Source organism: Variovorax sp. 01N425, from assembly GCF_056399465.1.
The window spans coordinates 43,323-68,883 of sequence record NZ_JBFTRJ010000021.1 but is presented as its reverse complement, the minus strand read 5'-3'; the positions used below and the strand labels follow the sequence as shown (position 1 = coordinate 68,883).

At 67.9% G+C, this 25,561-nt stretch carries 20 protein-coding genes; 12 read left to right on the top strand and 8 right to left on the bottom strand.

All coding sequences use genetic code 11. The features are described from left to right. Positions 1-10: 10 nt before the first annotated feature. Both AC1DSC_RS28980 and AC1DSC_RS28975 read right to left on the bottom strand, forming a co-directional pair. Positions 11-2,044, bottom strand: coding sequence for an acyltransferase family protein (locus AC1DSC_RS28980; protein WP_436287275.1), 2,034 nt, complete (start codon positions 2,042-2,044; stop codon positions 11-13). A gap of 86 nt (positions 2,045-2,130) precedes the next feature. Further along, on the bottom strand, positions 2,131-2,889 hold the full coding sequence (locus AC1DSC_RS28975) for a glycosyltransferase family 2 protein (protein WP_436287276.1): 759 nt from the start codon (positions 2,887-2,889) through the stop codon (positions 2,131-2,133). Between the two features lie 45 nt (positions 2,890-2,934). On the opposite strand from AC1DSC_RS28975, the gene AC1DSC_RS28970 reads away from it, so the two are divergent. Together AC1DSC_RS28970 and argB are read left to right on the top strand one after the other, a co-directional pair. Continuing rightward, positions 2,935-4,032 carry a glycosyltransferase family 4 protein gene (locus AC1DSC_RS28970; RefSeq protein ID WP_012745925.1) on the top strand — a complete coding sequence of 366 codons (1,098 nt, stop codon included), beginning with the start codon at positions 2,935-2,937 and terminating at the stop codon, positions 4,030-4,032. 64 nt (positions 4,033-4,096) lie between these two features. Then, positions 4,097-4,990, top strand: a complete 894-nt coding sequence (gene argB / locus AC1DSC_RS28965) for an acetylglutamate kinase (protein ID WP_012745926.1) — start codon at positions 4,097-4,099, stop codon at positions 4,988-4,990. Between the two features lie 10 nt (positions 4,991-5,000). Here the strand turns inward: argB and AC1DSC_RS28960 are convergent, their stop codons facing one another. From AC1DSC_RS28960 to galE, 3 genes are all read right to left on the bottom strand, one after another. Continuing rightward, on the bottom strand, positions 5,001-9,431 hold the full coding sequence (locus AC1DSC_RS28960) for a class I SAM-dependent methyltransferase (RefSeq protein ID WP_436287277.1): 4,431 nt from the start codon (positions 9,429-9,431) through the stop codon (positions 5,001-5,003). Between the two features lie 64 nt (positions 9,432-9,495). Next, positions 9,496-11,130 carry a glycosyltransferase family 2 protein gene (locus AC1DSC_RS28955; protein WP_436287278.1) on the bottom strand — a complete coding sequence of 545 codons (1,635 nt, stop codon included), beginning with the start codon at positions 11,128-11,130 and terminating at the stop codon, positions 9,496-9,498. A gap of 372 nt (positions 11,131-11,502) precedes the next feature. After that, a complete protein-coding gene (galE, locus tag AC1DSC_RS28950) occupies positions 11,503-12,540 on the bottom strand; it encodes a UDP-glucose 4-epimerase GalE (protein ID WP_436287279.1) in 1,038 nt (345 codons plus the stop codon). 120 nt (positions 12,541-12,660) lie between these two features. Between galE and slmA the strand changes: the two genes are divergently transcribed. The 5 genes from slmA (at position 12,661) to AC1DSC_RS28925 (ending at position 17,465) form a co-directional block, all read left to right on the top strand. Next, a complete protein-coding gene (slmA, locus tag AC1DSC_RS28945; RefSeq protein ID WP_012745930.1) occupies positions 12,661-13,314 on the top strand; it encodes a nucleoid occlusion factor SlmA in 654 nt (217 codons plus the stop codon). 117 nt (positions 13,315-13,431) lie between these two features. Further along, the gene (locus AC1DSC_RS28940) at positions 13,432-14,955 is read left to right on the top strand and encodes a catalase (RefSeq protein ID WP_369664205.1); all 1,524 of its coding nucleotides are present in this window, start codon (positions 13,432-13,434) and stop codon (positions 14,953-14,955) included. Positions 14,956-15,105: 150 nt separating this feature from the next. Next, entirely contained in the window at positions 15,106-15,708 is a 603-nt protein-coding gene (locus AC1DSC_RS28935; RefSeq protein ID WP_018903738.1) for a DUF1326 domain-containing protein, read from the top strand. 61 nt (positions 15,709-15,769) lie between these two features. Next, complete coding sequence (locus tag AC1DSC_RS28930) at positions 15,770-16,585, top strand: DUF2182 domain-containing protein (protein WP_307596424.1); 816 nt, start codon at positions 15,770-15,772, stop codon at positions 16,583-16,585. Beyond that, a complete protein-coding gene (locus AC1DSC_RS28925) occupies positions 16,578-17,465 on the top strand; it encodes a DMT family transporter (protein WP_369664206.1) in 888 nt (295 codons plus the stop codon). Before AC1DSC_RS28930 ends, AC1DSC_RS28925 begins: the two co-directional genes overlap by 8 nt. 15 nt (positions 17,466-17,480) lie before the next feature. On the opposite strand, the gene AC1DSC_RS28920 is transcribed toward AC1DSC_RS28925, so the two are convergent. Genes AC1DSC_RS28920 through AC1DSC_RS28910 form a run of 3 tightly spaced genes read right to left on the bottom strand, consistent with a single transcriptional unit; the run spans position 17,481 to position 20,822 of the window. Next, the gene (locus AC1DSC_RS28920) at positions 17,481-18,545 is read right to left on the bottom strand and encodes a malate/lactate/ureidoglycolate dehydrogenase (RefSeq protein WP_018903735.1); all 1,065 of its coding nucleotides are present in this window, start codon (positions 18,543-18,545) and stop codon (positions 17,481-17,483) included. A gap of 7 nt (positions 18,546-18,552) precedes the next feature. Beyond that, positions 18,553-20,079, bottom strand: coding sequence for a UxaA family hydrolase (locus tag AC1DSC_RS28915; protein WP_369664207.1), 1,527 nt, complete (start codon positions 20,077-20,079; stop codon positions 18,553-18,555). After that, on the bottom strand, positions 20,076-20,822 hold the full coding sequence (locus tag AC1DSC_RS28910) for a FadR/GntR family transcriptional regulator (protein ID WP_018903733.1): 747 nt from the start codon (positions 20,820-20,822) through the stop codon (positions 20,076-20,078). The genes AC1DSC_RS28915 and AC1DSC_RS28910 overlap by 4 nt, the downstream gene beginning before the upstream one ends. A gap of 137 nt (positions 20,823-20,959) precedes the next feature. Here AC1DSC_RS28910 and AC1DSC_RS28905 point away from each other — a divergent pair, with 137 nt between their 5' ends. From AC1DSC_RS28905 to AC1DSC_RS28885, 5 genes are all read left to right on the top strand, one after another. Further along, positions 20,960-21,694: an SDR family oxidoreductase gene (locus tag AC1DSC_RS28905; protein ID WP_018903732.1), complete on the top strand. Its 735-nt coding sequence runs from the start codon at positions 20,960-20,962 to the stop codon at positions 21,692-21,694. After that, positions 21,691-22,437 carry an SDR family NAD(P)-dependent oxidoreductase gene (locus tag AC1DSC_RS28900; protein ID WP_018903731.1) on the top strand — a complete coding sequence of 249 codons (747 nt, stop codon included), beginning with the start codon at positions 21,691-21,693 and terminating at the stop codon, positions 22,435-22,437. The genes AC1DSC_RS28905 and AC1DSC_RS28900 overlap by 4 nt, the downstream gene beginning before the upstream one ends. Before the next feature lie 29 nt (positions 22,438-22,466). Continuing rightward, on the top strand, positions 22,467-23,315 hold the full coding sequence (locus AC1DSC_RS28895) for a fumarylacetoacetate hydrolase family protein (RefSeq protein ID WP_012745943.1): 849 nt from the start codon (positions 22,467-22,469) through the stop codon (positions 23,313-23,315). 137 nt (positions 23,316-23,452) lie between these two features. Then, complete coding sequence (locus AC1DSC_RS28890; RefSeq protein WP_012745944.1) at positions 23,453-24,238, top strand: GntR family transcriptional regulator; 786 nt, start codon at positions 23,453-23,455, stop codon at positions 24,236-24,238. Between the two features lie 21 nt (positions 24,239-24,259). Continuing rightward, positions 24,260-25,462 (top strand): ABC transporter substrate-binding protein, encoded by a 1,203-nt coding sequence (locus AC1DSC_RS28885; protein ID WP_018903729.1) that lies wholly within the window; start codon positions 24,260-24,262, stop codon positions 25,460-25,462. Positions 25,463-25,561: the final 99 nt, after the last annotated feature.

Sequence of the window (25,561 nt, the reverse complement as noted above, 5' to 3'; positions counted from 1 at the left end):
GCCTTGTCGACTATCGTGGGGCTTCGGCGGGAGGCCTCTGCGTACTCATCGCCTTATCGATGTATGTGGCGAATTTGCGCACGTACTCGGCACGCAAATGGCCGGAGTCCTTGTAGATCGGTGTGGCATCGGCATCCGCGCGGGTGCATTCGCCGTTCTTGCAGAGCGTCGGGATCGGGTCGATCACGATGGCACCGCTTCGCTGGGCAATCTGGCGCATGCGTTCGTGCAATTGCTTCTGTGCCGCCGGCCAGGGAGCAGTAGGCGACATGCGCGCCACTTTCATGTCTCCGAGCCGGCCTCCCTTGATGAATTCTTCGGGCCCAAAGCCTTCCCCCACAGGATTGTCCAGCACCAGATAAACCTGCTTGTGCTTGGCAAGGTTGGTCATCACCGCCTCGAGCATGTTGAGCGCAAGGTCCACGCCGCCGCCCCCCAAGAAGCGGTGCTTGGTCTTGCCGTCGGAGTAGTAGTAGCGGTCCATTTCGGCGGTTGCCGCATCGGGCTTGCCGGTTTCCGAGAAGTAGCAGTTCCAGCAGCCGCCGAACACCACTGCGTCGAACTTGTCGCTGATGGCCAGGCGCATGGCGCCGTCGCGGCGCTCGCCGCAGAGGTTGTTCTTTTCGTCGACCACGTTGGGAATGGGCGGGCAGGCGCCCCAGGTGGCGAAGGAGAGCGAATCGAGGGTGTCGGGCGCGATCTTGTTCAGCTCCACGGCGCGCGGGCCGTATTGCTCGATGTGGCTGTCGCCGAAAAGCAGCACGCGGCGCTTGCCGTGGCCGATCTGCTGGAGCACCTCGCCATCGACCTTGATCGGGCTGAGCCCGTCCGGGTAGCCCCAGTCCTTGGCGGCCGCGGCCGTCTTGTTGAAGTAGGGGTCGCTGTGCCGCCCGACGTAGTAGCGCGTGGCCGCCAGCGTGCCCAGCACCACGAAGCCCACCATCAGCGCCACCAGCACCGAGATCACGGTGCTGCTCTCGCTGCGGCGCATGCCGCGCTCGACAAAGCGGTAGGTCAGCCAGGCCAGCACGACGGCCGCCAGCAGCATCAGCGCGCGCAGGCCGTTGGAGGGCAGTTCGCCCTCGACGATGCGCGCATACACCAGCAGCGGCCAGTGCCAGAGGTACAGCGGATAGCTGATGAGGCCGACCCACACCATCGGCCTGGAGGCGAGCACGTAGCGGTTGAGCACGCCGGTCGGGCCGGCCGCAATGCAATAGAAGGCGCCCAGCGTGGGCAGGATGGCCCAGAACCCCGGAAACGCCTTGCCGCCGCGGATGAATGCAAGGCCCAGGCCGATCAGCACCAGACCGGCAATCGACTGCGCATGGCGGCCCCAGCCCGGCTTGGGCAGCGGACGGTGCAGCCGCATGTACGCCAGCATGCCGCCGATCATCAGCTCCCAGAAGCGCGACAGCGGCGAATAGAACGCGGCCTCCCGGTGGCTGTGGATGGTCGCGACGTTGAGCAGGAACGACAGGGCCGCCACCGCGCCCACCACCGTGAGCACGCGCCACTTGCGCTTCCACGCCAGGCCCAGCAGCACGGGCCAGAAGATGTAGAACTGCTCCTCGATGGCCAGCGACCACAGGTGCAGCAGCGGCTTGGTCTCGGCCGCGTTGTCGAAGTAGCCGGCCTCGCTCCAGAAGGCGAAGTTCGAGACGAAGCCGGCGCCCGCGGCCACGTGCTTGCCGAGCTGCTCCCACTCGTGCGGCAGCAGCGCCCACCAGCCGAAGGCGAAGGTCGCGGCCAGCACCAGCACCAGCGCCGGAAAGATGCGCTTCACGCGGCGCGCGTAGAACTCGCGGTAGCTGAACCCGTCGCCCTCGAAGCTGCCCAGGATGATCGTGGTGATCAGGAAGCCCGAGATGACGAAGAAGATGTCGACCCCGATGAAGCCGCCCTTGATCCACTGCGGGAACGCGTGGTAGCCGAGCACGGAGAGCACCGCGACGGCGCGCAGGCCGTCGATGTCGGGTCGGTACTTGGGATGGAGCAGGTGGGCGTGTTCCTGCGGGGCTGTCGGGCTGCTCGTGGTCGTCATCGTCGTGGTTGGGAGGGGACGGCGCCTGCGGTTTCTGCTGGCTTCCCGGCCCCGGATTGTCTGCGCAAACGCGGGAGCGGCTTTTTTCAGGTCCCGCGGGAGCGGGTCCGCAGGTAGCGCCAGAACGCGCCCGAGGTCCACACCTTGAGCAGGCTGGTCACGTGCCAGTAGAGGTGCTTCCTGCTGCTGCGGCTGGCGCGCTGGGCCTCGTGGCGCGCGAGCAGGTCTTCGCCCACCTGCAGCTTCCAGCCCGCCAACTGGGTCCGGGCGCAGATGTCGAAGTCTTCGCCGTACATGAAGAAGCGCTCGTCGAAGCCCCCGATCTGGCGGTAGGCCTGGCTGCGGAACAGCATGAACAGGCCCGGAATCCAGTCCGGCACCGCCGGGCGCACGTACCCCGGCTTGCGGCGCGTGAGGATCTCGAGCGGCGTGATGACGGCGCGGTGCTGCTCGGGCGCGCTGCGGCCGGGCTCCAGGATGCGCGGCGTCAGCAGGCCGGCGTCAGGCGCGGCCTGCGCGACCAGCGGCGCCAGCACGTCGCCGTCCAGGCGGATGTCGGGGTTGAGCACCAGGAACCACGGCGTATCGCAGTGCCCGAAGGCCTGGTTGTGGTTGGCGCCAAAGCCCTTGGGGCTCGTGTTTTCGATCCGCTCGACCGCAAAACCCCATTCCAGGCCGGCCAGCACGTCGGGTTCGGGGATGTTGAGCGTGAGCACCACCTTGGCGGTCGAGCTGCGGCAGAAACGGTCCAGCTGCTCGAGCAGCGGGCGCACCAGCGCGAGCTGGCCGTGGCTGACGATCGAAATGGTGATCGGGGGGGAAGAAGGGGAAGGGGGCGCTGGCATGGTCTAATTTCGCTCGGGAATTCTAGGGTTCCCCAACACCCACACATGATTGCTCTGATCGTCATCAGTTTCTTCGTCTCGGCCTTCGGGGTCCAGGTGTTCATGCGCCGCGCGCGCAGGCACGCCCGGCTCTACGGCGCCGACATGCCCCAGCGCTTCCACAAGGGCCACGTGCCGCGGCTCGGGGGAGCGGGCATCCTGCTGGGCATGGGCGCGGCCTGGCTGGCCTCCGGCATCACCGGCACCGACCCGTTCAACGTCTCCTGGCCGCTCAAGACCTCGATGCTCACGCTGCTGTGCATTGCGCCGGCGGTGCTCGGCGGCATCGTCGAAGACGTGACGCAGAACGTCAAGGTGCGCTACAGGCTGGCGCTCACCATCGGCTCCGCGCTGCTCGCGTGCTGGGTGCTGGGCCTGGGCCTGTCGCGCACCGGCATCGAGGCGGTCGACGGCTGGCTGGCCCTGGTGCCGTACGGCGCCGTGCTGTTCGCGGCCCTGGCCATCGGCGGGCTGCCGCATGCCTTCAACATCATCGACGGCTACAACGGGCTGGCCGGCACGGTGGCGGTGCTGGTGTGCCTGGCCGTTTCGCACGTGGCGCTGCAGGTGGGCGACCGCCAGCTCGCGGCCATGATGGTCTGCCTGGTCGGCGCCACCATCGGCTTCCTGATCTGGAACTATCCGCGCGGCAAGATCTTTGCCGGCGACGGCGGCGCCTACGTCTGGGGCATGGTGATTGCGCTGGCCTGCGTGACGCTGGTGCAGCGGCACCGCGTCGTCTCGCCGTGGTTTCCGATGCTGCTGCTGATCTACCCGGTGTGGGAGACGCTGTTCTCCATCTACCGCAAGCTCGCGCGCGGGCAGTCGCCCGGCACCGCCGACGCGCTGCACTTCCACCAGCTGATCTTCCGGCGCATCGTGCGCGTGGCCTTCGCGGACGACGAGGCGCGCCAACTGCTCGCCCGCAACAACCGGACCTCGCCCTACCTCTGGATGTTTGCCGCGCTGTCGGTGGTGCCGGCGGTGCTGTTCTGGAACAACACCATCGTGCTGATGCTGTTCTGCCTGCTGTTCGTCACGACCTACGTGGGCGCCTACCTGATGATCGTGCGATTCAAGGTGCCGCGCTGGCTGCGCCCGTGACGGCTTCCCTGCTGCAAGAATTCATTCTTTCCATCGTCCCCACCGTTTTGGAGCCTGCCCGCCCATGACCGATCCCGTCCTCAACATTCCCCCGCGCGACAAGGCCGAGATCCTGGCCCAGGCGCTGCCGTACATCCGCAAGTTCCACGGCAAGACCATCGTCATCAAGTACGGCGGCAATGCCATGACCGATCCGGCCCTGCAGGCCGACTTCGCGGAAGACGTGGTGCTGCTCAAGCTGGTCGGCATGAACCCGGTGGTGGTGCATGGCGGCGGCCCGCAGATCGAGGCGGCGCTCAACCGCCTGGGCAAGAAGGGCAGCTTCATCCAGGGCATGCGCGTGACCGATGCCGAGACCATGGAGGTGGTCGAATGGGTGCTGGCCGGCGAGGTGCAGCAGGACATCGTGGGCCTGATCAACCAGGCCGGCGGCAAGGCCGTGGGCCTGACCGGGCGCGACGGCGGCATGATCCGCGCGCAGAAGCTCAAGATGGCGGACCGCGCCGACCCCAACCTGCACCACGACGTGGGCCAGGTGGGCGACATCGTCTCCATCGACCCCAGCGTGGTCAAGGCGCTGCAGGACGACGCCTTCATTCCCGTGGTGAGCCCGATCGGCTTCGGCGAGGAGAACGAGAGCTACAACATCAATGCCGACGTGGTGGCCGGCAAGCTCGCCACCGTGCTCAAGGCCGAGAAGCTCATGCTCCTGACCAACACGCCCGGCGTGCTCGACAAGGACGGCAATCTGCTCACCAACCTGAGCGCGCGCGAGATCGACGACCTGTTTGCCGACGGCACCATCTCGGGCGGCATGCTGCCCAAGATCGAGGGCGCGCTCGATGCGGCCAAGAGCGGCGTGAACGCGGTGCACATCATCGACGGCCGCGTGCCGCACGCGATGCTGCTCGAGATCCTGACCGACCAGGCCTACGGCACGATGATCCGCGCGCGCTGAGGCCGCAGCCTCAGCAGCCGTTCGCGCCCGCCCTGGCCACCGCGGGTTTCCGGCCGAGATACTCGAAGCCCGCGGCGCCAACTTCCTGCACCGACTGGGGCAGCTTCTCGAAGTCGGTCCACAGCGGCGTATCGCGCAGCGACGGATCGCGCCACAGGTCCACCAGCTCGCCCGCGGGGGCCTCCCGGAAGCGCTCCGCGGCTTCGTCGGACACGTTGGCGCGCAGCGCCTGCTCGCACTCCGACGCCAGCCAGCTGACGGAGTGGTTCGGCGCGAAATTCTCCGACACCCGCACGCGCTCGGCCTCGAACTCTCGGAACCACTGCTCCAGCCCGTAGCGGGTGCAGTTGAAGAAATGCCAGGGCCGCTCGTGCAGCGGCTGCATGAAGGCGGTGCGCACCAGGATGCGGCCACCGGGCTTGAGCACCCGAAGCAGTTCCGCCGCCACCTTCTGCGGTTCGCGGTAGTGCTCGAAGGCGTTCATGACGATCACGGCGTCGAAGACCGCGTCGTCGAACGGCAGCACGTGGGCATCGGCGACCACGTCGGTGTGCCTGAACAGGCAGTATTCGACCTCGACCACGTTCTCGATCTTTTCCTGCGAGCCTCCGCCGCTGAGATTCAGCACCCAGCCCTTGGTGCTCTTGGCGAGCTTCAGGGCCTCGGGCGGCAGCGGGTTGCTGACGTGGTCGGCGGGCTTGACCTCGGGCTCGCCGATGTCCTCGCAAAGAACCGGCCGGCCCTGGACGACGGGCCAGCGCCGCCAGCCGTCCACGGTCGCCAGTGCGCCGCTTGCCGCGTCGGCCGTCAGCTTGAGCCCGGTCTTCGGGCAGCGAAGAATCGGCAGCAGTGCCTGGAGCCGCGACTTCGCGCCGCCGTCGCTCAGCGCCACCTGCAGCGCCGGCGGCTTGCGCGCGAGCCGCTCGTCAATGAGCGACACCCAGGGATGCTGAGCCTTGAAGTTCTCGATCAGCCGCTGGTAATTCTGCGGGACCGTGGTCTCGGCCCTGAGCATCGAGCTCGCATGCACGCGGTAGTCCGCGAGCGTTTGCGGCTCCCGCACGCCGCGCTGGCCCTGCTCCGCGAGCCGGCACCAGAAGTCGAAGTCCTCCCAGCCGTGGCGAACGTGGTTGTAGCCGCCGACGATCGCCCACGCCTCCTTCGAGACCAGCGCCATCGCGTCGATGTAGTTGCCGGCCACGAAGCGCTGCGGCTCGTAGGAGGCATCGCCGAGCAGCGCGCTGGAGGCGCCGAAGTGCTGGATGGTCGGGTAGGCGAAGGCCACGCGCTCGGCGCGGATGGCGCGGCGCAGCTCTTCGCAGCATTTCGGGCGCAGCCGGTTGTCGGCATCCAGCGGCAGCACGTAGGGACTGTCCGCGAGGTGGAAGCCCGCATTGCGCGTGAGGCCCAGGCCGCTGTTGGCCTCATGCCGCGCGACCACCACGCGGTTGAAGCGCCTGGCGTGCTGCCGGGCCCATGCCAGCACGGCGTCCAGCGAGCCGTCGGTCGAACAGTCGTCCACCACCACCAGGTCCAGCACCGCCAGCGTCTGGGCGCGCACGGATTCCAGCGCCTCGACGATGAACTGCTCGTAGTTGTAGAGCGGAATGGCGACCGTGACGTCCGCAAGCTCGGCCTCGTCGGCCCGGTGCTCGAACAGCACTTCCAGCGGCATCAGCTGGGGCCGCGGAATCGGCGCCGCGCGCACGCGCGCATCGAGCGCAAAGGCCCGCGCGGCCAGCGCATCGCCTTGCAGCTGGTCGAGCACGCGGCCGAACTGCGTGGCCCGCTGCAGCGGCCCGTACGAGGCCATCGCGCGCAGGAACGCGGCCGAGCCGACGCTGGCCCTCAGCGCCGGATCCGACGCCAGGGTCGACAGATGGTGGTACCAGTCATCGGCGCTCGCGGCCAGGAAGCCCGACACGCCATGCTCGATGGCCCGCGTGAACGGGCCGGTCGGCGATGCGATGGTCGGCACGTCGACCAGCGCGGCCTCGAAGAACTTCAGTTCGCTCTTGGCCTCGCAGAAGGGGTTGCCGAATTCCAGCGGCGCGATGTTGATGTCGAAGCGCGCAATTTCGCGCGGCAGCGTCTCCAGGGTCTGGAAGGGCCGCCATTCGATGCGGTGCGCCAGGCCGGCCATCACCGGGTATTCCTCCACGTCGACCAGGCGCATGCCCGATTCGGTCTGGAAGAGCACCAGCCGGCACAGCTCGTTCTCGCGCAGTACGCGCGCGATCGCCTCGATGGCCAGGCCCAGGTCGCGCTGGTGCGTTCGCGAGCCGCCGGCATAGCCGATGCGCACCAGGTTGTCGGTCCGCGCGCTGCGCCACTGCCGGGCGCTGCGCCTGGAGAGCTCGAAGGTCTGGTCGTCGAAGCCGTTGAACAGCACATGGGTGGACTTGCCCGCCCAGCGCATGTGATAGGCCAGCTCCTGGGTGCTGGCAATGCAGACATCGGCTGCGAGCATGGCGCGGCGCACACTGGCGAAGAGCTCGCGCACCGCGGCCTCCGGATGGGCGTTGGAGCGGATGCCGTCGATCACCTTGGTGTCGGCCAGGTCGGGTTCGATCATCAGGTCGTCGATGTCGAACACCACCTTCTTGCCTTGCGCATGCATCAGCCCGATGGCTTTTTCGAGCACCGGGCTCCACTGGGTGCGCCAGAGAATCATCACGTCGTGCCGCGACGTCAGCTCGAGCCGCGCCTCCAGCTCTTCCTGCCGCACCCATTCCGCCGGCACGCCGTTCATCCGCGCCGCCTCGATGTAGCGCGCGACACGGTACAGGTGGCCGGGCGTGTCCGCCTCGCCCGAAACGTAGAAGATCGAGAACACCCGGCTGGGCAACGCAGGAATGGGGGGCGGCTCGGTGTCGTCGCTGCCGAGCAGGCCGGCGCGCCGGCCTTCTCGCGCACCCACCAGCGTGTAGTGAATCAGCGGATTGAAGCCCGCCGCGTCCCCGTAGCGCGCCGCGTATTCGGTGCCCGAGAACCATGGGCCGGGTTGGCGCCCTTCGGCCGCGCCGTGGGTGACGTAGTGCTCCGCGGGGTCCGTGCCGGCCGATGCGACGTCGGGGTAGGTCTTCAGGTACCACTCGCGGTCGAAGTAGGGCGAGAACCGGACGATCTCCACCGCCCCCAGGTCCACCGGCTTGCCGGCAAGGCGCCGGGCAAGCAGCCGCAAGCGCCTGCGCAGCTTGGCCTTCACGCTCAGGGACGGATCGACCCGCAGGCGCGTGAAGCGCTCCATCAACGATTCGACCCGGTCTTCCTTCCGGTCGGCAAGGTTCTTCCAGGCCAGCGCGGTGCGCTGCTGCAGGCTCTTGGCTTCGCTGGTCTCGTTCAGGTCGTCGCGGGTCTTGTTCAGGTCGGTGGCCAACTGCGCCACGACATTCCGCAGCTCGGCCACGCGCCGGTTCGCCTGCTCGTGGGCGAAGCCGGTTGCGCGCGCGGCGGCTTCGGCCTGGGCGGCCTTCGCCTGCGCATCGCCGGCCTGCCTGTTCAGGTCTTCCAGCTGGGCGGCCTTCTCGGCCACCTCGTGGGACAGGGCGTCCAGCTGGCCTTCGGCGCGGGCGCGGGCCTCGGCCTCGGCCGCGCGGGCGGCCGCCACCTGGGCCAGCTCGGCTTCCACCGGCGCGCGCAGGGCATTGGCCTCGTGGATGCGCTGATGCAGTTCGGCCGAGCCGAGCTGTTCGCGCGTGGTCACGAACCAGCGCGTTCCCAGGTGAGCGAAGCGCGCCCTGGCGGCATCGGCGCGCTCGGGTTCGAGGTTGCACAACGCCATGGCGGCGGCCGGCGCGCGGTCGCCCACGGCCAGCACGCCGAGCCCGTGGCCGTGCAGGAACTCGAACGAGGGATAGTGCCGTGCCTGCTCGGCAAAGAACCGGAAGACGCCGAAATTGCCGCTGCGCACATTGGTGTCGTGGAACAGCACCACGGCCTTGTCAGACAGCTTGGGAAGCCAGGTCTCGAAGTCGTGCTTGACCGCCTCGTAGGTGTGGAAGCCGTCGATGTGCAGCAGGTCGACGGAGCCGTCGGCAAAGTACGGCAGCGCGTCGTCGAAGGTGGACTTGAGGAGTTCGGAGAAGGCGCTGAAGTGCTTGTCGTGGAAGTCGCGCAGCTCGTGGTAGACCTGCGCGTCGAAGTGCCCGGCATGCTCGTCTCCGGCCCAGGTGTCCACGGCATAGCAGCGCGTGGCCGACTTGAGCCGCGCCACGGCCTCGCAGAACGCCGCGTACGACACGCCGTTGTGCGTGCCCAGTTCCACCAGCAGGCCCGGCTTGCAGGCGGCCACGATCCAGAACGCGAACGGCGTGTGGGTCCACCACGCGCTGGCCTTGCCGAGCAGGTGCGGCGTCCAGAACAGCGGGTCCAGCACCGGGTGCGTCAGCACGTCGAGCGACCGGTCGACCGTCGGAAGAATGAGGGTGGGTTCTTTCATTTGTATTCCTGCCCGGACGGGTCCGGGCCTCCGCTAGAAAGTCGATGAAACCGCCGCGCCCGCCTCAGCGCGCGAGCTGCCATTGCTGGCCGGCGCTGGGGGCCAGGTGCGCGCCGGTGAGCCAGTCCCACTGGACATTCGGGTTGTGATAGGGGTCGTGCTCGAAGCGATCGATCCACTTGGTGCTGGCGTGCGCCTGCTCGCGCGCTGCCCGCTGCTGCTTCTCTTCGGAAACATGGTCGTGCCCGCGCGAGGCGCTCTCCAGGTGCAGCAGCGAGGCGAACGGCGTGCAGACGTTGCGGTAGCCCGCATCGTTCACCTTCAGGCACAGGTCGATGTCGTTGTAGGCCACCGGCAGGTGCTCGCCGTCGAAGCCGCCCACCTGCTCGAACACCTGGCGCCGAACCGCCAGGCAGGCGCCCGTGACCGCCAGGTAGTCGCGCGTGCCCGCCAGCCGCCCGTCCAGGCCGCTGTCGGTGGCGCCGTCGGTGCGGCACACATGCATCGCCAGCGGGCCGCTTTGCAGCATGACGCCGGCATGCTGGACCGTGCCGTCGCCGTACAGCAGCTTGGCGCCCACGCAGCCGATGTCCGGCCGCATGGCTTCGCCGACCATCTCCCTGAGCCATCCGCCATCGAGGATCTCGATGTCGTTGTTCAGGAAGAGCAGCACCTCGCCGGTCGAGGCCTGCACGCCGGCGTTGTTGATGGCCGAAAAATTGAAGGGCCCCGGCACCCGCAGCACGCTGACGCGAGGGTCCGCGGCCAGTTCGGCGAAGAGGGACAGCGTGGCCGGCTCGACGCTGTCGTTGTCGAGGATGAGGACTTCGAAGTCCGGATAGTCGGTCTTGCGCAGCAGGCCGTCCAGGCAGGTCCTCACCAGGTTGGCGCGGTCGCGCGTCGGCACGAGCACGCTGACCCGTGGCGCGGGGCTGGGCAGCGGGCGGCGGACATGGTTGACGAACTCGGCGATCGGCGAGGGCAGCACCTCGGCCGCCAAGCCCGCCTGCCGGAACGCCGCCTCGGCCGCCACCCGCCGGGCCGCCGCCGCATAGGCCTCGACGGCCTGCCGCGTGTCGCCCGCATCGATGACCAGCGGGACCTGCCGGTGGTACAGCACCGAGGGAACATGGCGCACCTGGCTGCAGGGCAGCGGCATGGCCACCCTGCAGTGCAGGTCGTAGCCGGCGGCCGGCTCGAATTCGGCGCGAAAGCCTCCGGCCGCCAGGACGTTGGCGCGCCTCATCACGCACAGGCCGTCCAGCAGGTCGAAGCCGAGCTGCGCCTCCGGATCCCATGCCGACTTGAAGCGCGGCTTGCATCGCAGTTGGCCCTCTGCGATCCAGTCCTCGTCCGCATAGACGACGGCCGCATCGGGCCATTTGGCGAGGGTGAGCTGGATCGACGAAACGGCCTGCGCGGCAAGGCGGTCGCCCGCGAGGATCACGCCGAACCACGGCTCGGCCGTGTGCTCGAGCGCGAGCTGCTGCAGTTCGAGCCGGCTGGCCGGCGCACTCGCGGGCACCAGCCGCACATTGATCGAATCGCGAACGAACAGGAGCGCATGGCCGACCACTTCGGCGCGCGAAGGGTCGCAGGCCACCACCACGTCGAAGCGGTGGCACAGCTGTGCCGAGAGCGAAGCCAGCGTGCTGTGCAATGCCTCGTCGCTGCCGCTGTCGGCAATGGCGAAGGTCAAGCCCTCGCGGTACGGAAGATTCTCCAGCTCAGAGCGAAGCGCCGGCTGTTCTGCCTTGTGGCGGGACGCTTCGTCGCGTGTCCACGCGCTGTAGGCGGTGTCGGTGAAGGCAGAGAACCGGCACGCCGCGGCCCATTGGGCGTATCGCGCTTGATCGATAGGCAAATCTTTCCCCCTACTCTGCAAAGAGATGGCACAACCCTCGGGGCTTGCCGGCATGCAGAGCCCCCCATCAATTCAGAATAGCGACGCGATGGATCGCTTGGGTAACAACCCACTTAACATTTGTTGCGGCCGGGTTCCGCGGTGAGCATTCGTTACATGCCCGGGAACCCTTGCGGGGCTTGTTTCCGAGGAGGCCGGCCGTCCCGGTCAGCAAGCGGTCAGTGACCTTTCGTAGCCGTTCGGATTGCCCTGCTGCCAGCGCCAGCTGTCGGCGCACATCTGGTCGAGCCCGCGGCGCGCGCGCCAGCCCAGCGTGGCTTCCGCCAGCGAGGGGTCGCCCCAGTACGCGGGTACGTCGCCGGGCCGGCGGGGACCGATCTCATAAGGCAGCGGCCGTCCGCTCGCGCGCTCGAAGGCCTGCACCACCTCCAGCACGGAGGCGCCGCGGCCGGTGCCGAGATTCAGCGTGACCAGTCCCTCATGGCCTTGCGCATGCCGAAGCGCCGCCACATGCCCTTCGGCGAGGTCCATCACATGCACGTAGTCGCGCACGCCCGTGCCGTCGGGCGTGGGGTAGTCGTTGCCGTGGATCAGCAGCTTGTCGCGCTGTCCCACGGCCACCTGGCAGACGAAAGGCATCAGGTTGTTCGGCTTGCCCTGCGGATGCTCGCCGATGAGGCCGCTTTCATGCGCGCCGACCGGGTTGAAGTAGCGCAGCAGTGCAATGCGCCAGCCCGGCTGTGCACGGTGCAGGTCGGCCAGCGCCTCTTCCACCATGCGCTTGGAGCGCCCGTAGGGATTGGCCGGCCTGCAGGGCGCGTCTTCCGGAATGGGCGAGTGGTCGGGTTCGCCGTACACCGTGGCGGACGACGAAAAGATCAGCGTCCGCACGCCCGCCTGCTGCATGGCCGAGGCGAGCACGAGGCTGCCGTGCACGTTGTTGTCGTAGTAGGTGAGCGGGTCGGCCACCGAGTCGCCCACGGCCTTCAGGCCCGCGAAGTGGATCACGGCCGCAAAGCTCTCTTCGCCCAGCACGCGGTCGAGCAGCGCCCGGTCGCGCACGTCGCCCTCGATCAGCCGCGGCGCGCTGCCGGTGATCTGCCGCAACCGCTCCAATACCCGGATATCGCTGTTGCCCAGATTGTCGAGAATGACCGGCGTGTATCCGGCGGCGGCCAGCGCGACGCAGGTGTGGCTGCCAATGAAACCTGCACCACCTGTCACCAGAACGCTTTTTGGGGCCATGAGAACTCTTGCTTGGTTGAATGGGCCGATTCTGTACGAGCTTTCCCGGGGCCGGTTTGCGCGCGCTCACTGCGCGGCCCTGTGCGAGAATCAATTGATTACATCTTTGCACGCGCTTCCATGCAGAACGAAGAGACAAGCTATCCCGGCATAGAAACCCAGACCGAAACGCTGACGCCCGTCGCGCCGGTCCGAAAACGCCCCAAGCCCGGGGAGCGGCGCGTGCAGATCCTGCAGGCGCTGGCCGCCATGCTCGAGCAGCCCGGCGCCGAGCGCGTGACCACCGCGGCACTGGCTGCGCGGCTCGACGTCAGCGAGGCCGCGCTCTACCGCCACTTTGCGAGCAAGGCGCAGATGTTCGAGGGCCTGATCGACTTCATCGAGCAGAGCGTCTTCACGCTGGTGAACCAGATCCTCGAGCGCGAAGGCGCAACGGGGGCCCAGCAGGCCGCAAAAATTCTCACGCTGCTCGTGCAGTTTGCCGAGCGCAACCCGGGCATGACGCGCGTCATGGTGGGCGATGCGCTGGTGTTCGAGAACGAGCGCCTCCAGCAGCGCATGAACCAGTTCTTCGACAAGATCGAGGCCACGCTGCGACAGGTGCTGCGCGGGGCGGCCGCCGCGGACGGCTCGGCCACCCCGAGCGTGGATGCGCAGGTGCGCGCCGCCGCGCTCACGGCCTTCGTGGTCGGGCAGCTGCAGCGCTTCACGCGCTCGGGCTTCCGCCGGGCGCCGTCGGAGCACCTCGAAGCCACGATCGCGCTGATCGTCTGAAACCTCGGGCGGCCTTCGGCGGGCCGCCTATCGAGGCGATAGCTCAATGTGATGCGGCAAGGCCGCATTCATTGACAAAATGCATGGGCCCCTACAACTCCAGAGGAAAGCCCACCCATGACCGACTCCCGCAAGCTCACCACCGAAAACGGCGCGCCCGTCGAGAACAACCAGCAATCGCAGACGGCCGGCCCCGGCGGCCCCGTGCTGATGCAGGACCACCACCTGATCGAGAAGCTTGCGCGCTTCGACCGCGAGCGCATTCCGGAGCGCGTGGTGCATGCGCGCGGCTCGGGCGCCTTCGGCACCTTCGAGGTGACGGCCGACGTGTCCAAATGGACCAAGGCCAGGTTTTTGAGCCAGGTCGGCAGGAAGACCGAGGTGCTCGCACGCTTCTCGACCGTGGCGCTCGAACTCGGCTCGGCCGACACCGTGCGCGACCCGCGCGGCTTCGCGCTCAAGTTCTATACCGAAGACGGCAACTACGACCTCGTCGGCAACAACACGCCGGTCTTTTTCATCCGCGACCCGCTCAAGTTTCCCGACTTCATCCACTCGCAGAAGCGCGACCCCTACAGCCACGTGCAGGAGCCCAACAACGCCTGGGACTTCTTCTCGCACTCGCCCGAAGCGACGCACCAGTTCACCTGGCTGTTCGGTGACCGCGGCATTCCGAAGAGCTACCGCCACATGGACGGCTTCGGCTCGCACACCTTCCAGTGGGTGAACGCCAAGGGCGAGGCCTTCTGGGTCAAGTACCACTTCAAGACCCACCAGGGCATCCAGACCTTCGTGGCCGAGGAGGCGCAGCGCGTGGGCGGCGAAAACCCGAACCACCACCACCTGGACCTGCTGCATTCCATCGAGCGCGGCGAATTCCCGAGCTGGAAGGTGCAGGTGCAGATCATGCCGGTGGCCGAGGCGCAGACCTACCGCTTCAACCCCTTCGACCTGACCAAGGTCTGGTCGCACAAGGACTATCCGAAGATCGACATCGGCATCCTCACGCTCAACCGCAATCCCGACAACTACTTTGCCGAGATCGAGCAGGCCGCGTTCAACCCGGCCAACTTCGTGCCCGGCATCGGCCCTTCGCCCGACAAGATGCTGCAGGGCCGCCTGTTCAGCTACGGCGACACGCAGCGCTACCGCCTGGGCATCAACCACACGCAGCTGCCGGTGAACCGCCCGCATGCCACCACGGCGCAGAACTACGGCCGCGACGGCGCGATGCGCGGCGACGGCAACGGCGGCCGCGGCCCCAACTACGAGCCCAACAGCTTCAGCGATGCGCCCAAGCAGAGCAACGAGCCGGTCTACGCGCCGCTCGAGATCCATGGCTGGACCGGCAGCCACCAGTGGCAGCAGCACCCCGAGGACAACGACTTCGTGCAGGCCGGCGACCTCTACCGGCTGATGGACGAAGCCGCCAAGGAGCGCCTGGTGAACAACATCGCGGGCGGCCTGGGTGCGGTGACGCGGCAGGACATCATCGACCGTTCGGTGAGCTACTTCCGCCAGGCCGATGCCGACTACGGCGCGCGGCTCGACAAGGCCATCAAGGCCGTGCAGGCCAGGCTCAGGGGCGAGGAGGTGAGCGTGCAGATCGGCAAGCCGGCGCACGACGCAAGCCGCAGCTGATCCACGGGCGGCAGTGGGGTACCCAGGGTAGTGCGCGGCGGGGCATCGTGCTCGACTTGCCCGGTTGCGAAGCGTAGGATCAGCGCCCCCCTTGCCGCTGAGTCGCGGCGACAAGTTCCGTGTTCGTGTGGCTTCTGAACGGAGGTTCGTATGAGCTATCACCTGGAAGGTCGCCTGCTCGAGGTATGCAACTGCAACGTCCTGTGTCCCTGCTGGATCGGCGAGGACCCTGACAACGGCACCTGCGACACCATCGTCGCGTGGCGCATCGACAAGGGAACCATCGACGGCGTCGACGTCGGCGGCAACACCATCGCGGCCGTGGCGCATGTGCCCGGAAACATCCTCGAAGGCAACTGGACGGCGGCGATCTTCGTCGACGACAAAGCCTCCAAGGAGCAGGAAGAGGCGCTGCTCAAGGTCTACACCGGCAAGGCCGGCGGCCCGATCGCCGACCTGGCCGCCCTCATCGGCCAGGTGGTGTCGGTCGAGCGGGCGCCCATTCGCTTCACGGTGAACGAAGGCAAGGGCGAGCTGGAGATCGGCAAGGACTACTACGCCGAACTCGAACCCTACCGCGGCGCGACCGGCGGGCAGACCACGCTGTCGGACACCGTGTTCTCCACGGTGCCGGGCGCGCCGGTGTTCGTCGGCAAGGCGCCCACCTACCGCTCGAAGAACCCCGCCCTCGGCATCGACCTCGACATCAAGAACCACAACGCCCTGCAGAGCACCTTCGTCTTTGATTCATGAGCGCCGTGCCGGGCCGCCCCAAGCAAGCTCGCACCGCAGTGCGGAGCACGAAGGTTAGCCAGTGAACCCCGCGGCCGGCTTGCCGCCGCGCAACGTCATCCGCCACCGCCGCGTGTTCCTGCCGGTTCTCGCTGCGCTGGCCGCGCTTGCGTGGATGGCATTGTGGGCCTGGGCGCGCAGCCCCTACGGGCGCTATCTCGAACACGGCGACTGGACCGCCTCGGGGCCGGCCGCGTTCCTGTGCCAGGCCATTCCTGCCGGCGGCGTGGTCGTGCCCGCAGTGCTCTATGCGGTGGCGTGGATCCTCATGACCATGGCCATGATGCTGCCGACCACGCTGCCGCTGTTCAACGCCTTCGACCGCCTGACCGCGGGGCGTGCGGACCATGCGCGCCTGCTCGTGCTGCTGGGGCTTGGCTACATGGCCGTGTGGGGTGCCTTCGGGCTGCTGGCGCACGGGCTCCACAGCGCGGTGCTGGCGCTGCTCGCGAGCGCGCCCACGCTGGCCTGGCACGGCTGGGTGATCGGCGCCGCGACCATCGCGCTGGCCGGCGCGTTCCAGTTCAGCCGCCTCAAGCACAAGTGCCTCGAGAAGTGCCGCACGCCGCTGAGTTTTGTCATCGAGCACTGGCGCGGCCATGCGCAGGCGCGCCATGCGTTTGCGCTGGGCCTGCACCATGGCCTGTTCTGCGTCGGCTGCTGCTGGGCGCTGATGCTGCTGATGTTCGCGCTCGGCACCGGCAGCCTGGGCTGGATGCTGCTGCTGGCCGCCGTCATGGCGCTGGAAAAGAACGTTCCCTGGGGCCACCGCCTGAGCGCGCCGCTCGGGTTTGCGCTCTTGGGCTGGGCCGTCTTCATGGTGGGGGCGCATGTCTGAAGCCATCTCCGAGGTGCGCCGCGCGCCGTCCACCCTGCAGACCGTCGCGCTGACCGCGGTGGCCATGCTCGCATTCGCGGCCAATTCGCTGCTGTGCCGGCTCGCGTTGCAGCAGCGGGGCATCGATCCGGCCAGCTTCGGCAGCATCCGGCTGGTTTCCGGTGCGCTCACGCTCGCGCTGGTCGTGCAGTTCCGCTCCCGGCCTGCCGTGCCCGGCCGTGCCGACTGGCTCGCGGCCGCCATGCTGTTCGCCTACGTCGCCTTCTTTTCCTTCGCCTACCTGAGCCTCTCCGCGGGCACGGGCGCGCTGATCCTGTTCGGCGCGGTGCAGCTCACGATGCTCGGCGCGGGCCTGGGCTCGGGCGAGCGCTTCGGGCTCGTGGCATGGCTCGGCTTCGTGCTGGCGGCCGGCGGGCTCGTCTACCTGGTGCTGCCGGGCGTTGCGGCGCCGCCGCTGCTGGGCGCCGTGCTGATGGCCATCGCCGGGGTGGCGTGGGGCGTGTATTCGCTGCGCGGCCGCGGCGTGCCCGATCCGCTGGCCGCCACGGGCCGCAACTTCTTGCGGGCCGTACCGCTGGCCCTGGCGCTGAGCCTTGCCTTCATGATGCGCGCCCATGCGGATGCCACCGGCATCGCGCTGGCCGTGGCCTCCGGCGCCTTGACCTCGGGGCTCGGCTATGTCGTCTGGTATGCGGCGCTCGCGCGCCTGTCGGCCATGCAGGCGGCCACCGTGCAGCTGTCGGTGCCGCTCCTGGCGGCGTTCGGCGGCGTGCTGCTGCTGTCGGAGGCGATCACGCCGCGGCTGGCGGCGGCCTCGGTGGCCATCCTGGGCGGCATTGCGATCGTGCTGAGCCAGAAGTCGCGCAAGGCGCGGCGCTAGAAGGAAACGCGGCCTTTACGCGGCGGCGACCGCCACGCCCACCTTGGTTCCGGCCGCGACGATCTCGCCCCAGGTCGCATCGTCCAGCCAGATGCCGTCGCGCTCGCGCGCCACGCGTGCAGCGCGCTCCGGCTCGCCGGCGATCTGCACCTGGTCGAAGCCGGCGCCCGGCGGGCTCTGGCGCAGCCACTCGACGAAGGCCGTCGCCTCCTGCGCGAAGCTCTCCTGGGTTCCCAGTTTGGCGGGATCGATCAGGATCGTCAGCATGCCGTTGAGCACCGTGCGTGCGGTGTCGGCCGGGCGGTGCCAGGTGCCGCCACCGGTGAGCGCGCCGCCCAGCAGCTCGCAGGCCATCGCCATGCCGTAGCCCTTGTGTTCGCCGAAGGTCATGAGCGCGCCGAACAGGCCGTTGGCCTGCGGCACGACCACCACGCCCGGGTCATTGGTGGGCGCGCCGCGCTCGTCGATCAGGTAGCCGTCGGGCACGCGTTCGCCCTTGTTGTGGGCGACGCGCATCTTGCCCTGCGCCACGCGGCTGGTGGCAAAGTCGAGCAGGAAGGGTTCGGCGCCTGCGAGTGGAATGCCGATGCAGCAGGGGTTGGTGCCAAAGCGCCCGTCGCCGCCGCCCCACGGCGCCACCACGGGCCGCGACAGCACGTTGACGAAGTGCATCGAGACCAGGCCCTCGGCCGTTGCCATTTCGGCGAAGTGCCCGATGCGGCCCAGGTGGTGCGCGTTGGCGAGCGTGAAGATGCAGCTGCCGTGCTGCTTCGCCCGTGCAATGCCGAGTTCCATCGCCTGCACGCCGACGATCTGGCCGTAGCCATGCTGGCCGTCGAGCGCGAGCAGCGTGCCGATGTCGGTGTTGATCTTGACCGCGGCATTGGGCACGAGGCCGCCTTCGGCCACCGCATCGACATAGCGCGGCAGCATGCCCACGCCGTGCGAATCATGGCCGCTCAGGTTGGCCAGCACCAGGTTGTCGGCCACCTGCGCGGCTTCGGCCGGCGTGCTGCCGGCGGCTTCGAGGATGCGGGCGCATTGCGATCGCAGAACAGAGGAGGAAAGGGTTTGGGGCATAGGTTCCTTACATCACCGCGCCGACTTGCCAGGGCACGAATTCATTTTGGCCGTAGCCATGTTTCTCGCTCTTCGAAGGCTCGCCGGACGCGGTGGCCAGCACCAGTTCGAAGATGCGCTGGCCCATCTCCTGGATCGAGCTGGTGCCATCCACGATCTCGCCGCAGTTGATGTCCATGTCTTCTTCCTGCCGCTGCCACAGCGCCGAGTTGGTCGCAAGCTTGAGCGAAGGAGAGGGGGCGCAGCCGTAGGCCGAGCCGCGTCCGGTCGTGAAGCAGATGATGTTCGCGCCGCCCGCGACCTGCCCGGTGGCGCTCACGGGGTCGTAGCCCGGCGTGTCCATGTAGACGAAGCCGTGCGCCGTGACCGGCTCGGCGTATTCGTACACCGCCTCGAGGTTGCTCGTGCCGCCCTTGGCCACCGCGCCGAGCGATTTTTCGAGGATGGTCGTGAGGCCGCCGGCCTTGTTGCCCGGCGAGGGGTTGTTGTTCATCTCGCCTTCGTTGATCTCGGTGTAGTGCTCCCACCACTTGATGCGGTCCACCAGTTTTTGGCCGACCTCGCGCTTGACGGCTCGGCGCGTGAGCAGATGCTCGGCACCATAGACCTCGGGCGTCTCGCTCAGGATGGCCGTGCCGCCGTGCGCCACCAGCAGGTCGACCGCCGCACCGAGGGCCGGATTGGCGCTGATGCCGGAGTAACCGTCCGAGCCGCCGCACTGCAGGCCGATCGTGATGTGCGCCGCGCTGCAGGGCTCGCGCTTGACCGCATTGGCGCGCGGCAGCATCTCGTTGATCAGCGCAATGCCTTTCTCCACCGTCTTGCGCGTGCCGCCGGTGTCCTGGATGTTGAAGGTGCGGAAGTTCTCGCCCTCGGCCAGGTGGCCGGTCGCGAGCCAGGCATTGATCTGGTTCGCCTCGCAGCCCAGGCCCACCACCAGCACGCCCGCGAAGTTGGGGTGCGTGGCATAGCCCGTGAGCGTGCGCTCCAGGATCTGCATGCCCATGCCTTGTGTGTCCATGCCGCAGCCCGTGCCGTGGGTGAGCGCCACGATGCCGTCGACGTTCGGGTAGCCGGCCAGCGCCGATGGATTGGTCTTGCGCGAGAAGTGGTCCGCAATGGCGCGCGCCGCGGTGGCCGAGCAGTTCACGCTCGTGAGCACGCCGATGTAGTTGCGCGTGGCCACGCGGCCGTCGGCCCGCCTGATGCCCATGAAGGTGGCCTCGCGCTTCGCGGGCGCGGGCTTCACGTCGGCGCCGAAGGCGTAGTCGCGTTCGAAGTCGCCCTTGTCGGGGCCCATGTCGAGGTTGTGCGTGTGCACGTGCTCGCCGGCCGCAATGGGCTTGCTCGCGAAGCCGATGATCTGGTTGTAGCGGCGCACCGGTTCGCCGGCGGCAATGGCGTGCGTCGCCACCTTGTGCCCGGCGGGAATCAGGCCGCGCACGGCAAAGTCTTCGACCTTGGCGCCGCCGACCAGCTGGCTGCGCGCGATCACGACATCGTCGGCCGGATGCAGGCGAATGAAGGGATTCATCGTGGAACTCGTGTTGTGTGGGAATCGGAAGGAGGAGCGGTTTTTTTCGCGCGGCGCCAGCTCGCGCTGAACCGCTGGTGCGAGTTGTCCATGTGGGCGTGCATGGCGGCCCGCGCGGCCTCGGGGTCGCGCGCGGCCACGGCGTCGCGGATGGCCTCGTGCTCGGCAATCGCCGAGCGCCAGGAGGCCACCGTCTCGAAGTAGCCGCCCAGGCGCGTGAAGATCGGGCCGTTGCGCGAATCCCAGAAGCTCTGCACCGTTTCCACCAGCACGGCGTTGCCGCTGGCATTGACGATGGCCACGTGGAATTCGCGGTCGCCTTCGAGCGGCAGTATTTCGCGGTCGGCGAGCCCGCGCATCGTTTCGATGGCGCGGCTCATGGCGTCGATGTCCTTGCGCTTGCCCACGGCAGCTGCAATGGCGGCGGTCTCGCCCTCGATCACGCGGCGCGCGCGGATCAGCTCCAGCGGGCCCCATTCGGTGGGCGCCACCGGCTTGCTCGCGCGGTGCGAGCGGTCCAGCACATACACGCCCGAGCCGGTTCGGACCTCGACCCAGCCCTCGACCTCGAGCGCGATCAGCGCCTCGCGCACCGAGGGCCGGCTCACACCGAGCTGCTGGGCCAGGTCGCGCTCGGCCGGCAGCCGCGCGCCGACGGCAAGCTCGCCCTTGCCGATCAGCCCGCGCAGCTGGTCGGCAATCTGGCGATAGAGGCGCTGGGGTTCGACGGTCTGGAGCGGCACGGGTGGTGGGGTTAAGGGTTGTCCTGAATTGGACAAGTGGTAAGGCCAATTCAGAATACGATCCGTACCGCGCCGCTGCCATCGGGCCAAACCCTGAACGCCGGGCAGCCGGTGCGCCACTTTCCAAGGAGACATGCATGAGACTCAAGGGCAAGACCGTGCTCGTGACGGCGGCCGGACAAGGCATCGGCCACGCGAGCGTGCTCGCCATGGCCGCCGAAGGCGCGCAGGTGTGGGCGACCGACGTGAACGAGAAGCTGCTGGGGCGCTACGCCGGCGTCGCCAACGTGCGCACGGCGAAACTCGACGTGCTCGACAAGGACGCGATCGGCGCCTTCTTCAAGAGTCTTCCCGCGCTCGACGTGCTGTTCAACTGCGCCGGCGTGGTACATAACGGCACCGCGCTCGAGGCCACCGACAAGGACCTCGAATTCGCGTTCGCCCTCAACGTGCGCGCGCAGTTCTGGACCATCCAGGCCGCGCTGCCCGGCATGCTGGCCGCAGGACGCGGCAGCATCATCAACATGGCGAGCGTCTGCTCCAGCATGAAGGGCCTGCCCAACCGCTTCGTCTACGGCACCACCAAGGCCGCGGTGCTGGGCCTGACCAAGAGCGTGGCGGCCGACTTCGTGTCGCGCGGCATCCGCTGCAATGCCGTGTGTCCCGGCACGGTCGACACGCCCTCGCTCGGCGAGCGCATCAATGCCAACGAAGACCCCGAAGCGGCGCGCAAGGCCTTCATCGCGCGCCAGCCGATGGGACGGCTCGCGCAGGCCGAGGAAATCGCGCCCGTGGTGGTGTTCCTGGCGAGCGACGAATCGGTGTTCGCCACCGGCCAGGCCTTCACGGTGGACGGCGGCATCACCATATGAACCAGCTCGACTTCGCGGGCCGCCACGCCGTGGTGACCGGCGGCGCGGCGGGGTTGGGCTACGGCATTGCCGAGCGGCTGATCGCATCGGGCGGCAGCGTCACGCTCTGGGACCGCGACGAGGCTGCCGCCGGCAAGGCCGCGGCGGCGCTCGGCTCCAAGGCCTTTGCCGTGAAGGTCGACGTGGCGCAGCAGTCTTCCGTCGCTGCGGCCGTGGCGGCCACGCTCGCGCATTCGCCGCGCATCGATGCGCTGGTCAACAGCGCCGGCATCACCGGTCCCAACACCAGGCTGTGGGACTACCCGGTGGACGATTGGCGGCAGGTGATGGAGGTCAACATCAACGGCGTGTTCCTGTGCTGCCGCGAAGTGGTGGCGCAGATGCGCGCGCAGGGCTACGGCCGCATCGTCAACATCGCTTCGGTCGCGGGCAAGGAAGGCAATCCCAATGCCAGCGCGTACAGTGCAAGCAAGGCCGCCGTCATTGCGCTCACCAAGTCGCTGGGCAAGGAGCTGGCCGACACCGGCATCCGCGTCAACTGCGTGACGCCCGCGGCGGTGAAGACCGCCATCTTCGACCAGATGACACCGGAGCACATCGCATTCATGCTCTCGAAGATTCCCATGGGCCGCTTCGGCACGGTGGAGGAGGTGGCCGCGATGGTCGGCTGGCTCTGCACCGAAGATTGCTCGTTCTCCACCGGCGCCGTGTTCGACCTGTCCGGCGGCCGCTCCACTTACTAAGTCAGTCAGTCTCCCCAAGAAAGGACCACATGAAACTCGTTCGCTATGGCAACCCCGGCAAGGAAAAGCCCGGCCTCATCGATGACAACGGCCAGCTGCGCGACCTGAGCGCGCTGGTCAAGGACATCGGGCCCGAGCAGCTCGGCGATGCCGCGCTGGCCAAGCTGCGCAAGCAGAAGGTCGACAAGCTGCCGCTGGTCAAGGGCAAGCCGCGCTTCGGCAGCCCGGTGGCCAACGTCGGCAAGTTCATTGCCATCGGCCTGAACTACGCCGACCACGCGGCCGAGTCCGGCCTGCCGATTCCGAAGGAGCCGGTGGTCTTCATGAAGGCCACCAGCTGCATCCAGGGCCCGAACGATCCGGTCATGCTGCCCAAGAACTCGGTCAAGAGCGACTGGGAAGTCGAGCTCGGCGTGGTCATCGGCACGCGCGCGCGCTATGTCTCGCAGAAGGACGCGCTCAACTTCGTGGCCGGCTACTGCACCATCAACGACGTGAGCGAGCGCGAGTTCCAGATCGAGCGCGGCGGCACCTGGGACAAGGGCAAGGGCTGCGACACCTTCGGCCCGATCGGCCCCTGGCTCGTGACGCGCGACGAAGTGCCCAACCCGCAGAAGCTGTCGATGTGGCTCGACCTCAACGGCAAGCGCATGCAGACCGGCAGCACCAAGACCATGATCTTCAGCATCGCCAAGATCGTGAGCTACCTGAGCCAGTTCATGACGCTCCTGCCCGGCGACGTCATCACCACCGGCACGCCGCCCGGCGTGGGCCTGGGCATGAAGCCGCCGCTCTACCTGAAGAAGGGCGACGTGATGACGCTGGGCATCGAAGGCCTGGGCGACCAGCGCCAGGAAGTGGTTCCGTTCAAGCTGTAAGCCAACAACCAGCGAGCAGCCAGGAAGCGGCGCGGCGGGCATTGGCCCGGCGCGCCGTTCTTGTTTGTGCGGCGTCGGTTTTAAATGTCCCATTGACAGAACATTGAAACTGCAAAAACATCAAAGGCATGTCGCAGATGCCTTTGCCGAAGTACCACCAGATCTACCTGGTCCTGCGTGAGCAGCTGCACGAAGGCCGTTTCGCCGAGGGGCTGCCCGGCGAGCTTGCGCTCATGGCGCAGTTCAACGTGGCGCGTGTCACGGTGCGGCGCGCTCTCGAGCAGCTGTCTTCCGAAGGCCTGATCGCGCGCAACCCGGGGCGCCGCACGCGCGCGCTGCCGCCCGTGCTCGCAGGCGAAGCGAACAACAGCGGCAACGGCATGGAGCGCGCCAATCTGCGCGGCCTGCTCGAGAACCTGGTGACGATGGGCCTGCACACCTCGGTGAAGGTGATCGAGGTGGCCACCATCACGGCCTCCACCCAGGTGGCCGAGGCGCTGCAGCTGCAGCTGGGCGACCCGGTGCAGAAGGCGGTGCGCGTGCGCTCCACCAAGGAAGGCCCGCTCTCGCACATCACCACCTACGTGCCCGACACGATCGCGCGCCGCTTCGGCCGCCGCGAGCTGTCGAAGAAGCCGATCCTCGTGCTGCTCGAGGAATCGGGCGTCAAGGTGGGGCGCGCGCACCAGACCATCTCTGCGCGGCTGGCCGACAGCCTGATCGCGCAGCACCTCGACGTGTCGGTCGGCTCCGCGCTGCTCGCGGTGCGCCGCCTGATCTACGACGAGGACGAGCGGCCCGTGCAGTGGCTGCATGGCCTCTACCGCCCCGACCGCTACACCTATGAAATGCAGCTCTCCCGCGTGGGCGGCATCGACGCGAAGGTGTGGGTCAGCAAGGACGTGTCAGCCAAGTTCAACTGAAGAGAAGAAAAGGAAAGCCCCATGCAGAACCGCCGCAGTTTCGTGTCGCAGTCCGCCGCCCTGGCGACCGCCGTTGCCTTTCCGCTCGTGGCCGGCGCGCAGCCCAAGACCGTCAAGGTCGGCGTGCTGCATCCGGTCACCGGGGCGCTGGCCTATTCGGGCCAGCAGTGCCGCCTCGGCGCGCTGATGGCCATCGAGGACATCAACGCCGCCGGCGGCATCAAGGCGCTGGGCGGTGCGAAGCTCGAGGCCCTGCTGGGCGACGCGCAATCGCAGCCGCAGGCCGGCGCGGCCGAGGTCGAGAAGATGAACGAAGCCGGCGTGTCCGCCATCGTGGGCGCCTACGCCTCGGCCATCTGCCTGGCGACCACGCAGGCAGCAGCCAAGTACAACCTGCCGCACGTCGTCGACGTGGGCGTGGCAGACCAGATCGTGGAGCGCGGCCTGAAGAACACCTTCCGCTTCGGCCCCGGCTACAAGAAGTCGACCGAGGTGGCCATGGCCAACCTGCTGGTGCTCAACAAGGCCGCGGGCAACCCGGCCAAGACGGTGATGATCATCCACGAGGAGTCGCTGTTCGGCGCCGGCACCGCGCAGCTGCTCTCGCGCGAGCTGCCGGGCTACGGCTTCGAGGTGAAGGAGGTGGTGAAGCACGCCAACCCCACGCGCGACTTCAACAACATCGTGCTGCGCATGAAGTCGGTCAACCCGGACATCGTGATCCCGGCCAACTACTACAACGAGTACGCGCTGCTGGTGCGCACCATGCAGCAGCAGAAGGTGGTGCCCAAGGCGATCTTCTCGGTGCTGGGCGGCGCCGCATCGAGCTACAAGTTCGTGAAGGAGTTTCCGGACGCGGCCAACGGCATCATCGACTGCAACCACTGGTTCAACCCGAAGGACAAGCGCTCGCAGGAGCTGCGCAAGCGCGTGGAGGCCAAGGGCCAGTTCTTCAGCTACGAGGTCTTCATGACCTACACCTCGATGTGGCTGCTGGCCGATGCGCTGGAGCGCGCGAAGTCGGCCGAACGCGCGGCGATCGTCGACGCGCTGGAGAAGAGCACCTTCTCGAATCACATCATGCCGTATGGCCCGACGAAGTTCGTCAACGGACAGAACGAGGGCGCGCAGCCGTTGATGACGCAGGTGGTGAAGAACGACATCAAGGTGATCATTCCGCGCGACTACCGCGAGGTGGAGCCTGTGTTTCCGCTCAGGGCATGAACATGTCGCTGCATGGTGTGGGGTGCGGTGACGGGCGGTCTGGCTCTGGGCGTCCGACGTCACCGGTCCTTCGGACTTCGCTGCTGGCAAGCCCCCCGT